The sequence below is a fragment of the Sediminivirga luteola genome (assembly GCF_014639315.1).
Lineage (GTDB): Bacteria > Actinomycetota > Actinomycetes > Actinomycetales > Brevibacteriaceae > Sediminivirga > Sediminivirga luteola.
In genome coordinates, this window is sequence record NZ_BMFY01000009.1 from 153,718 (window position 1) to 163,831 (window position 10,114).

10 protein-coding genes are annotated in these 10,114 nt (G+C 69.1%); 2 read left to right on the forward strand and 8 right to left on the reverse strand.

Annotated elements, in window-relative coordinates:
• Nucleotides 1-118: 118 nt before the first annotated feature.
• The 5 genes from rdgB to clpS all read right to left on the reverse strand — a co-directional run bounded on the left by rdgB (nucleotide 119) and on the right by clpS (nucleotide 3,471).
• Nucleotides 119-733 carry an RdgB/HAM1 family non-canonical purine NTP pyrophosphatase gene (rdgB, locus tag IEW13_RS11325; protein WP_188551022.1) on the reverse strand — a complete coding sequence of 205 codons (615 nt, stop codon included), beginning with the start codon at nucleotides 731-733 and terminating at the stop codon, nucleotides 119-121.
• Nucleotides 730-1,461: a ribonuclease PH gene (gene rph / locus IEW13_RS11330; protein ID WP_272905385.1), complete on the reverse strand. Its 732-nt coding sequence runs from the start codon at nucleotides 1,459-1,461 to the stop codon at nucleotides 730-732. The genes rdgB and rph overlap by 4 nt, the downstream gene beginning before the upstream one ends.
• A gap of 177 nt (nucleotides 1,462-1,638) precedes the next feature.
• On the reverse strand, nucleotides 1,639-2,466 hold the full coding sequence (locus IEW13_RS11335; RefSeq protein ID WP_188551023.1) for an MBL fold metallo-hydrolase: 828 nt from the start codon (nucleotides 2,464-2,466) through the stop codon (nucleotides 1,639-1,641).
• Nucleotides 2,463-3,173, reverse strand: coding sequence for a DUF2017 domain-containing protein (locus IEW13_RS11340; RefSeq protein WP_188551024.1), 711 nt, complete (start codon nucleotides 3,171-3,173; stop codon nucleotides 2,463-2,465). The genes IEW13_RS11335 and IEW13_RS11340 overlap by 4 nt, the downstream gene beginning before the upstream one ends.
• A gap of 1 nt (nucleotide 3,174) precedes the next feature.
• Nucleotides 3,175-3,471, reverse strand: coding sequence for an ATP-dependent Clp protease adapter ClpS (gene clpS, locus IEW13_RS11345; RefSeq protein ID WP_188551046.1), 297 nt, complete (start codon nucleotides 3,469-3,471; stop codon nucleotides 3,175-3,177).
• 124 nt (nucleotides 3,472-3,595) lie between these two features.
• Between clpS and IEW13_RS11350 the strand changes: the two genes are divergently transcribed.
• Nucleotides 3,596-4,927, forward strand: coding sequence for a nicotinate phosphoribosyltransferase (locus IEW13_RS11350; protein WP_188551025.1), 1,332 nt, complete (start codon nucleotides 3,596-3,598; stop codon nucleotides 4,925-4,927).
• Nucleotides 4,928-5,050: 123 nt separating this feature from the next.
• On the opposite strand, the gene IEW13_RS11355 is transcribed toward IEW13_RS11350, so the two are convergent.
• The 3 genes from IEW13_RS11355 to IEW13_RS11365 form a co-directional block, all read right to left on the reverse strand.
• Nucleotides 5,051-6,823: a DEAD/DEAH box helicase gene (locus tag IEW13_RS11355; protein ID WP_229745102.1), complete on the reverse strand. Its 1,773-nt coding sequence runs from the start codon at nucleotides 6,821-6,823 to the stop codon at nucleotides 5,051-5,053.
• 117 nt (nucleotides 6,824-6,940) lie between these two features.
• Nucleotides 6,941-7,231 carry a DUF3039 domain-containing protein gene (locus tag IEW13_RS11360; protein WP_188551027.1) on the reverse strand — a complete coding sequence of 97 codons (291 nt, stop codon included), beginning with the start codon at nucleotides 7,229-7,231 and terminating at the stop codon, nucleotides 6,941-6,943.
• A 360-nt stretch (nucleotides 7,232-7,591) separates the two neighbouring features.
• Entirely contained in the window at nucleotides 7,592-8,689 is a 1,098-nt protein-coding gene (locus IEW13_RS11365) for a PrsW family intramembrane metalloprotease (RefSeq protein WP_188551028.1), read from the reverse strand.
• Nucleotides 8,690-8,870: 181 nt separating this feature from the next.
• Here IEW13_RS11365 and IEW13_RS11370 point away from each other — a divergent pair, with 181 nt between their 5' ends.
• Nucleotides 8,871-9,596, forward strand: a complete 726-nt coding sequence (locus IEW13_RS11370; RefSeq protein ID WP_188551029.1) for a MerR family transcriptional regulator — start codon at nucleotides 8,871-8,873, stop codon at nucleotides 9,594-9,596.
• The last annotated feature ends 518 nt before the right edge of the window (nucleotides 9,597-10,114 follow it).

Consider the following 10,114-nt stretch of genomic DNA (forward strand, 5'->3'; position numbering starts at 1 on the left):
GCTCAGGCAACGCGTCCCAGGGCACACGGCACACATGCCGGGAGGCAGCATCTCCCACGGGCACAGCATGCTTCACCGGCACAGCGTCGCCACGAGGCCATGAACCCGTTCAGGCCAATCAGGGCAGCTGAGCGGAGAGCGATTCCGCGAGAGGCACGAACGCCCTGGCACGGTGCGAGATGGCGTTCTTCTCCTCCGGCGCGAGTTCGGCCACGCTGCGCCGGTACTCGCCGTCTTCCTGCAGCAGCAGGATCGGATCGTAGCCGAACCCGCCGGTACCGCGTCTGGCATGTGCCAGGCGCCCGGCGAGCCTTCCTTCGAACACCTGCTCCCTGCCGTCGGGGAACACGAGCGCCGCGCTGCACACGAACGCCGCCGCCCGGTGCTCATCGGCGATGTCCGCCAGCTGCGCCAGCAGCAGATCCAGGTTCGCGGCGTCGTCGCCGTGCCGGCCCGCCCAGCGCGCGGAGAAGATGCCGGGTGCGCCGCCGAGCACGTCCACGCTGAGGCCCGAGTCGTCGGCGATGGCGATCACGCCGTGCGCCTGGCTGAGGGCGCGCGCCTTCTTCAGCGCGTTCTCGGCGAACGTCACGCCGTCTTCCACGGGTTCGGCGGCGTCGAGCTCCGCTGCGGAGACCAGCCGCGCGCGCTCCCCCAGTGCGGGGCCGAGGATCGCGCGCAGTTCGCCGAGCTTGTGCGCGTTGTGGGTGGCGACCGCGACGGTGGTCGTCATGCGTCCTCCTCGCGGGCGGCCTTCTGCAGCTCGGTGAGCCTTGCGCACCCCTTCTCCGCCAGGTCCAGCAGCGCCCCGAGCTCGCCGCGGTCGAACGGGACTCCCTCCGCGGTGCCCTGCACCTCCACGAACCGGCCCGAACCGGTCATCACCACGTTCATGTCCGTTTCGGCTGTGGAGTCCTCGTCATAGGGCAGGTCGAGGACCGGCTGACCCCCGACGATCCCGACGCTGATGGCGGCGATGGAGTCGACGAGCGGCTCGTGGGCGGCCGGGATGATCCCGCGGCGCCGGCCGTAGTCGACCGCGTCCGCGAGCGCGACCCAGGCACCGGTGATCGCGGCGGTGCGGGTGCCGCCGTCGGCCTGAAGCACATCGCAGTCGATCACGATGGAGTTCTCGCCCAGCCGCTCCAGGTCGACGGCGGCGCGCAGCGACCTGCCGATGAGCCGCGAGATCTCATGCGTGCGTCCGCCCACCTTGCCCTTGCGGGACTCCCGGGCATTGCGGGTGTTCGTGGAGCGCGGCAGCATCTCGTACTCGGCGGTGACCCAGCCGAGCCCGGAACCCTTGCGCCAGGACGGGACCGAGTCGGTCAGCGAGGCGGCGCACAGCACCCGGGTCCGGCCGAAGCTCACCAGGACGCTGCCCTCGGCGTGGTCGAGCCAGCCGCGTTCGAATCGGATGTCACGCAGCTCGTCCGGTGCGCGTCCGTCGGCTCGGATCATGTCTCTCCTCGTTCCTCGTCGGATGTGTGGTTCCCGCAGCGTCCCGGAGAGCCGGGAAGCATACGGTGTCCCGGCTGCCGGGCCCCACGGCGGTCTTCGCGCTCGTTCCGTGCCGCGCCCGGAAGCGGAGCCGGTCCGGCACGACGGGCCCTGCGGAGCGCATCGGCGCGCGCCGGGTCAGCCGGTGGCGAGCCGGTCGTGACCCACGCCGATGCGCTCCCCCACCCGGACGGCCGACAGCGGCCCGGCATAGGCCCCGGCAGCCTCGGCCAGGACCGCTTCCGGATCGGTCCAGGCCGGGATGTGGGTGAGCCTGAGGCTGCGGGCGCCTGCCTCGGTGGCGATCTGGCCGGCGCGATGGCCGGTCAGATGGATACCGCGGACGCTGTCCCGGCCCTCTTGGAAGGCCGCCTCGCATAGGAACACGTCGGCGTCTCTGGCGGCCTCCACCAGGCCGGGGCAGGCGTCGGTGTCCCCGGAGTAAGCCAGCACGGCTCCGTCGGGGCCGGTGATCCGGAGGGCATAGGCCTCCACCGGGTGCTCCACCAGGGACGGCTCGATGAGGAACGGGCCCACGCGGAATCCTTCCCGGTTGCGCAGCTGCCGGAAGTCGAAGGCGGCGGAGAAGTCCGTGTCGTCATCCGCGGCGTGCGCGGCCGGATCGGTCCGGTATGCGCGTTCCAGGCGTTCCTTCGCGCCCTCCGGAGCGAAAACCGGCAGGACGCTCCGGACGGTGGTGCCGTTCATGACGTCCGGGTGGTAGGTGCGGTAGACGTACATCCCGCACAGATCCATGCAGTGGTCCGGATGCAGATGGGAGAGGACGATGGCGTCGAGCTGATCGAGCCCGATGTGGTGCTGCAGCCGGGACAGGGCGCCGTTGCCCAGATCCAGGGCGATGCTGGTCGTGGTGCCGTCCGCCGCTTCGGCCTGCAGCAGATAGCAGCTGGCGGCCGAGTCCGGGCCCGGATAGGAGCCGGCGCAGCCGATCACCGTAAGCCTCATATGTCCTCCTCGTCGGTACCGCGTCCGCCGCCTCCGTCGCCGGCGTCCGCGGAACCTAAGTCGGGTCCGGCGGCGCCTGCCGCGCCGCCCGGGCGATGGGTGTCCTCGTCATCCGCGGTCGTATCGTCCTCCAGGCCTTCCAGCAGCGCCTCGGCGAGGGTCTCCTGGAGCCAGGTGAGGAATTCGTAGACCGCGAAGATCATACTGTCACTGTCCTCGCCGCGTCTGCCGTGCCGGTCACGTCCGGCGCGTTCGGCGAGGTCGCGGACGTCGTCCTCGTCCTCGATGCCCATACGCGAGGCCAGCACGAGGCGGACGTCGGTCAGCGCGGCCAGCCAGGCCTGCGCCTCGGGCTCGGCAAGCCGGAGCGGGTCGCTGCGGCGCAGAGTCAGCAGTGCGGTCTTCAGGCGGGCGATCTTGGCGTCCCGCAAGCCGGCCTCGGTATAGCGCCGGAACTCGGCGGCGCGTTCCGGGTCGTCCGGCGCGGCGTCAGGCAGCAGGCGCGCCAGCGCGGGGTCCGACGGCGGCGCGGTGTTCTCGCTGATCCCGACGATGCGCGAGAACTCGTCCTGCGGACCCTCGTCCCGGCCGCTTCCCAGCAGGGCGATCGTGTCGGAGAACACGCTGGCGATCAGACTGCGTTCGCCGGGTTCCAGGTGCGCGGTGAAGCGGGCAGGACGGCCCTGCCGCATGAAGGCGGTGGCCATCTCAGGCATCACCCCGCTGGCAGGTGGCCCAGAGTCCGTACCCGTGCATCGCCTCGGTGTCGCGTTCCATCTCTTCCCGGCTGCCGGTGGCCACCACGGACTTGCCCTTCTCGTGGACCTCCAGCATCAGCGTGGTCGCCTTCTCGCGGGAATAGCCGAAATAGGTCTGGAAGACATAGGTCACATAGCTCATCAGGTTCACCGGGTCGTTCCAGACGATGGTCACCCAGGGGATGTCCTGCTGCACCACCGGCCGGCTGAGGATGTCCGGTTCCGCGGTGGTCTGGGGACCCGCCATCAGTGAGGCACAGCGCATTGTTCAACTGTACGTGAACTGCAGGCCCTCGTGACGACATAGCCCTCAGGCCGGCTCCGCTGCCGCCGTCGGTCTTCCCTCAGGTCGTCGTCTAGGATGTGGGCTTATGAGCCATGGGACCGGGCGCCCGTCGAGCGCCCTGCTGACGGACAAGTATGAACTCACCATGGTGCAGGCGGCGCTGCGCTCTGGAGCGGCCCAGCGGCGAACGGTTTTCGAACTGTTCGCGCGCCGGTTGCCCGATGGCCGCCGTTACGGTGTCGTGGCAGGCACGGGGCGGTTCCTGGAGCAGCTGCGGGATTTCCGGTTCGGGGAGGAGGAACTGGGGTTCCTCGCCGATCACGATGTGGTGGACGCGGCGACGATCGACTGGCTCGCGGACTTTTCCTTCCGCGGTTCGATCCACGGCTATGCCGAGGGCGAGGTCTACTTCCCGCACTCCCCTCTGCTCACGGTCGAGGCCACGTTCGCCGAGGCGGTCGTGCTGGAGACGCTGGCGCTGTCGACGTTGAACTTCGATACGGCGATCGCCTCTGCCGCCTCCCGGATGACCGCGGCTGCGGGAGGCCGGCCGTGCATCGACATGGGGTCCCGCCGCACGCATGAGCAGGCCGCCGTCGCCGCTGCCAGGGCGGCGGTCATCGCCGGTTTCACGGCGACCTCGAATCTGGAGGCCGGCCGCCGGTACGGGCTGCCGACGGTGGGCACCGCAGCGCACGCCTTCACGCTGCTGCACGACACCGAGCCGGACGCGTTCCGCGCCCAGGTGGACTCTCTGGGCACCGACACGACCCTGTTGCTGGACACCTATGACGTGCCCACGGCGTTGCGCACCGCCGTCGACGTCGCAGGACACGAGCTGGCTGGCGTGCGGCTGGACTCCGGTGATCTGCTGGCGCAGGCGCACGAGGTCCGGGCGGAGCTCAATGCGCTGGGTGCGACGGAGACCGGGATCACCGTGACCTCTGATCTGGACGAGTTCGCCATCGCCGCCCTGGCGGCGGCTCCGGTGGACGCCTACGGCGTCGGTACACGGCTGGTGACCGGTTCCGGGGCTCCGACCGCCAGCCTCGTCTACAAGCTGGTCCGCCGCACCGACGACGCCGGGCAGTGGCACAACGTGGCCAAGCGCTCAGCCGGCTCGAAGAGCTCCATCGGCGGGCGTAAGCGCGCGTACCGCATCCTGGACGAGGGCGGGGCCGCCGCGGAGGAACTCATCGTCGTCGGAGACGGCCAGGAACCGCCGGAGGAACAGCGCTACCGGAGGCTGCAGATTCCGCTGGTGGTGGACGGTGAGGTCGTGCCTGAGCACATCGGCTCGCAGGGCGTGGCGGCAGCGGCGGAGCGGCATGCTGCGGCCCGGGCCGAGCTTCCCGCGGAGGCGCTGCGGCTGCAGCGCGGTGAGGCGGCGATTCCCACCCGGTTCGCCGGCGCCTGACTCCTCACGGAGGTGGAGTTCCCGCCGCAGGACCGCCCGCGGCCGCTTGGCCTCCCTTGAGGCTGCGCCGCCGGCATCACAGGGCAGGGAGAGCATTGAGGCGGCCGAAGCTGCGGCTGTGCTTCAGCGCTTGCCGACGAACCAGCCGCGGAGGGTCTCGATGCGTTCCTGCACCTGCTCGTAACTGGCCTGTCCCACCGGCGGCCCCCCGCATCGGCGACGCAGTTCCATGTGGATGGTGCCGTGCGGCTGCCCCGAGCGGCGCGCCCAGGCGCCGACGAGCGACTGCAGTTCCTTGCGCTGCTTCTTCAGCGCCCGGTGATCGGGCTCGCTGCTCTCTTCCTCCTGGTCCGGGGGCGGGCTTCCGCCGCTCTTCCGGCTGGAGTGCTTGGCCTGGTGGCTGCGCAGCAGTGCCTCGACCTGGTCCGGTTCCAGCAGACCGGGGATGCCCAGGAAGTCGAGTTCGTCGTCGGAGCCGATCGCGCCCCCGACGCCGAACTCGCCGCCGTCGTAGAGCACTTTGTCGAAGGACGCGCTGGACCCGAGCGCCGCATAACTGCCTTCCAGTTCGGAGGAGGCGGCTTCGGCGCGCTGTGCCTGTTCCATCGATTCGTCGTCGAGCAGGATCTCCTCGACTTCTTCACCGGGCTCTCGTCCCAGGACATGGTCCCGTTCGACTTCGAGCTGGTTGGCGAGGGCCAGGAGGATGGGCACGCTCGGCAGGAAGATCGACGCGGTCTCCCCGCGGCGACGCGCCCGGACGAAGCGGCCGACCGCCTGCGCGAAGAACAGCGGCGTCGAGGTGGAGGTGGCATACACGCCGACCGCGAGCCGCGGGACGTCGACGCCCTCGGACACCATGCGGACGGCGACCATCCAGCGGCGCTCGGACTCCTGGAACTCGTCGATGCGCGCCGAGGCGCCCTTCTCATCGGAGAGGACGGTGGTGACCTTCTCGCCCGTGATCTGCTCCAGCTGCTTGGCGTAGGCGCGAGCCGTCTCCTGGTTGGTGGCGATCACCAGACCGCCGGCGTCGGGAACGGAGCGCCGCACCTCGGTCAGGCGCTGGTCGGCGGCGCGGAGCACCGCCGGTATCCATTCGCCCTCCGGGTCCAGCGCGGTGCGCCAGGCCTGCTGGGTGAGGTCCTTGGTGGCGCTCTCCCCCAGCTGCTGGCGCATCTCGTCGCCGGTGCGCGTTCGCCACCGCATCTCACCGGAGTACGCCAGGAACATGACCGGCCGGACCACGCCGTCCTCGAGCGCGCGGCCGTACCCGTAGGAATAGTCGGCGCTGGAGGTGCGTATCCCGTCCTCGTCGGGCACGTACTCCACGAACGGGATGGGTGCGTCGTCAGAGCGGAACGGCGTACCGGTCAGGGCCAGCCGCCGGGTCGCTCCGTCGAATGCCTCACGGACGGCGTCACCCCAGGACAGCGCGTCACCGGCGTGGTGGACCTCGTCCAGGATGACGAGGGTGCGGCCGGCAGCGGTGCGGTTGGCGTGCAGGGCGGGGTGCGCGGCGACCTGCGCGTAGGTCAGCGCGACGCCGTGGAAGCTCGCGCCGTGCTTGCCGTCGCTGTTCTTGAAGTTCGGGTCCAGGCGGATACCGACCCGCGAGGCCGAGTCGGCCCACTGGTGCTTCAGGTGCTCAGTCGGCGCGACGACGGTCACCCGCCGGACCACCCGCTGGGAGAGCAGCTCCGCGGCGAGCCTGAGCGCGAAGGTCGTCTTGCCTGCGCCCGGGGTCGCCACGGTGAGGAAGTCGCGCGGTGAGGCGTGGAAGTACTGCTCGAGCGCCTCTGCCTGCCAGGCACGGAGCTTTCCAGCGGTGCCCCAGGCCGCGCGGGCGGGAAAGGCGGGAGAGAGATTCTCTGCCGCCGTCGTTGATGGTTTCACGTTCGCGTCACACCGTGCTCGAGGGGATCTGCTGTGGACTACCGGCGCATGCGTGGTGCCGAGGACGCACGTCGATGCGGCCCGGTCCGCCATGGCGCCGGGCTCTGCGCGCGGCCGTCAGGAGTTCCCGCCGCCGGGCATGGTCTCGTAGATCTCCTTGCACTTGGGGCAGATGGGGAACTTTTCCGGGTCACGGCTGGGAACCCACACTTTGCCGCACAGGGCGATCAGCGGATTGCCGGTGACCATCGACTCCATGATCTTGTCCTTGGGCGCGTAGTGCGAGAAGCGCTCGTGGTCGCCGGGCTCGACGAGCTGCTCCTGCCGCTCCCGCTCGATCGTGCCGGCCCCGCCCTGACGGGGTGCGTTCAGCGGGCCATCGGGTGCGCCGGGAATGCTCTCGCTCATACCTCCATAGTAGCTTCGCGGAGCGCTGCATGCTCGTTCCCGGCGCGAGTCCGGGGAGATGTCCGGGAACAGTGGCTCGGCTCGCGACCCAGGCACGGGGAACCCCAGTGCTGCGGTCCCTCGACAGTGCTGGGTGAGGGGGCTGGTCCCACCGGGAGGACATTCTTCGCGATTACGCCAGCATCCCGGGCAGCGACGAGACACGATGCCTGCACCTCTCCCTGTCCGCCGCCGATCAAGCCCCACGCCGAGCACACCGACCTGACCGCCCCAGGCCCATCGATGAATCGCATTCCTAGGGGAAACTCTTCCTGAGCAGGGCCTCCCCTGTCGTGTGGCGTCACCGGACTCGAAACTGCTTCACTGCTGGGTCCGGAATGGTGTCGGCGTCAGCCGACCAAACGCTCTCCTATGATGGATGCCAGCCCGGGCCTCTGTGACGATGCGACGCTGTTCGGGGAGCCAGTCTTGATCGGCCGGGGTTCCGCGGGTTAAGCGGATGGCGAGCGCGCTCGCCTCGGACTGGTATCTGGCGACCGCTCGTGCTGCGGCCCGTCCCGCGTGGCGACGGATGTCGGCGCGCCAGCGTCGGCGGGCCCGCAGGTTTGCCAGGGGCATTGCTTCCTCGGATGCGATGTCCCCGTCTCGGACCAGCATTTCTGCTCCTTCGGTGATCATCCGTCCCTGCCGGTGGCGGAGCACGAGAGCGACGATGAACACCGCGAGGAAGACCGGAACCATGACGGCGCCGTATACCTTGAAGATCAGGAACTGGTCGCTGCTGGCAAGGCCCGCCCAGTCCCAGATCCCGTGGAGCACGATCGCGGCCAGCAGCCCGAGGAGCACGGGCAGAACCTTGGCGGCCCGTCCGCGACGGTGTGCCGCGATGCCGATGCCAATCGCGGTGATGGCGACCATGAGGGAGTGGAAGAAGGGCACCATGGCGACTCGCATGAACAGAGTCACGCCCAGCGTTGCGACCGCCGCGGTATCCGCACCGCCGGATTGGACGACCTCCATCAGCGGACGCCCGAAGTAGAGGCTGTTCTCGATGAAGGAGAACCCGATACCGATGAGCCCGGCGAACACGATCGCGTCAAGCACGCCCGTGACCTCGCGCCGCCTGTAGATCAGCAGCCAAAGCAGGAAGAGCCCTTTCAGAACCTCCTCCGTCACGGGTGTGATCATCAGCGGGCGCACCCATGCCCCCACATCCGCTCCCCAGATGACGTTGACCAGGTCATGCAACCATGCCTGGGTCCAGATCGAACAGAAGGCGGCCACGCTCGCACCCCACACGAACGCGGACACGAGAAGGCGGGGCCGCCCGCGATGCCACCGGTTCAGCCAGAGGAACGCCAGGATCACTGGTGTCACGACGATCACCGACAGCGCCAGGCCTGCTCCGACCCAGGCGATGCCGATCTGGGCTGACACCCAGACGACGGACCCGATCATGGTCGCTGCCGCAACGACCGGCCAGATGATCCACAGCCGTCGGCGGCCTGCTTGCCTATTGATATCCATCTGTGTCCTTGCCTCCGAAGCTCGTCACGCCGTCCAACCGTCGGCGACTCCTCACAGTGGACACCATGCCCTTACGGCATACTCAAGAGGGACGGGAAGAAAGGGGGCCGGAATGGGATGGTCCACGCGCGAGGTCGCGAAGCTCGCCGGCACCACCCTGCGAACAGTGCGGCATTATCACGACATCGGACTGCTCGAAGAGCCCGAACGGCTGCCTAACGGGTACAAGTCCTACCGAACCGTGCACCTCGTCCGGCTCCTGGAGATCCGCCGCCTCACCCGCCTCGGCCTATCGCTGTCGGCCATCGCGACGGTATTGCAGGACCCCGCCGACCTGAACGAGACTCTGGATGCGGTGCAGGATGACCTCGCCGAGACCATCGCCCAGCTACAGCTGGCGCAGGAAGAGATCGCGAAACTACGTCGCACGCCGACCGGCACGGACCTGCCGTTCGATATCGCCGTCGCGGCGAAGGACGCCGAGCTCTCCGACGCGGATCGATCCCTGTATGCGGTCATCACGCAAGTCGCCGGTGACAAGGGCCACGAACACTGGAGCACCCTTCTCAAAGGCGCTGCTCGCACACCCGCCTCCGAGGAGTTCGACGCTCTTCCCGCGGACGCGGACGAGGAGACCCGGCACCGCCTCGCGGAACAGCTGGCACCCCAGACGGCGGACCTGCTCGCCCAGCACCCGCTTCCCGCCGACGCCCGCCCGGGCAGCATCCGAGAACGGGAACTGTTCGCTCGCACCGTCATCGAGGCCATGACCGACCTCTACAACCCCGCCCAGCTCGACGTCATCGCACGCATCTGGCGTGCGATCGGCATCGTGTGACGCAACCGGAACCTCATCGAGGGGACTAACGAGCTCGCCGCGTACCGTGCCGCGGGCAATAGCCTGCCAGCGCGTTGGTGGCTCACAGAACCCGGAGCGACCCCGCTCTAGGGATCACGACCGACTGGGCTCACTCCTGCGATCAGGTCACTGCACGCAGGAGTGAGCGGCTGCGCTCGGCCAATGAGACGCCCTGCCAAGAGCCACGTACGTCAGCGGCCGGCGAAGCGCGCCTTCGCTTCCGGGGTGCGCGGAGCGTAAACGTTGACGCGATTGCCGTCAGGACCGGCCGGCATCACCGCCCGGTTTCCCCCACGGCACCGTTCCTCGCCCCAAGCACCATAGCCCCGCGCCACACCATTCCAGGCACAAAAAAGAAGAGGCCCCCACCCACCACACAGGCAGAAACCCCCACCACACACCCACACACAAACCAAAAAAAGGGGGGCCCACCCACACAGGCAGACCCCCCAACAAGAATTGCGGCAGCGTCTTACTCTCCCACACCCCCTAGAGTG